Source organism: Herbaspirillum rhizosphaerae (assembly GCF_001189965.1).
GTDB lineage: Bacteria > Pseudomonadota > Gammaproteobacteria > Burkholderiales > Burkholderiaceae_D > Herbaspirillum > Herbaspirillum rhizosphaerae.
This window is the reverse complement of sequence record NZ_LFLU01000054.1, coordinates 1-201: the sequence shown is the minus strand read 5'-3', so window position 1 is coordinate 201 and position 201 is coordinate 1. Positions and strand designations below refer to the sequence as shown.

General features: G+C 62.7%; 1 pseudogene. It reads left to right on the top strand.

The window, feature by feature from the left end:
- Positions 1-201 (top strand): annotated as a pseudogene (locus tag AKL25_RS24715) (hypothetical protein); the annotation flags it as partial.

Genomic DNA, 201 nt, shown 5'->3' with positions numbered 1-201 from the left:
GGCGTGGTGCTGCATCGCGGCGCTTCGCTGTACCGCGCCGGGCGCAACGACGATCTGCTCAAGTTCAAACCGTATGACGACGCCGAGGCGCGCGTGGTCGGCCACACGCTGATCCACGATCTGTCGATGCAAAACCATCCCGGTTTTCAGACCTGGCGCAGTTGGCTGGATGCTGCCGGATTTTCCGGCGTCGATTCGGAA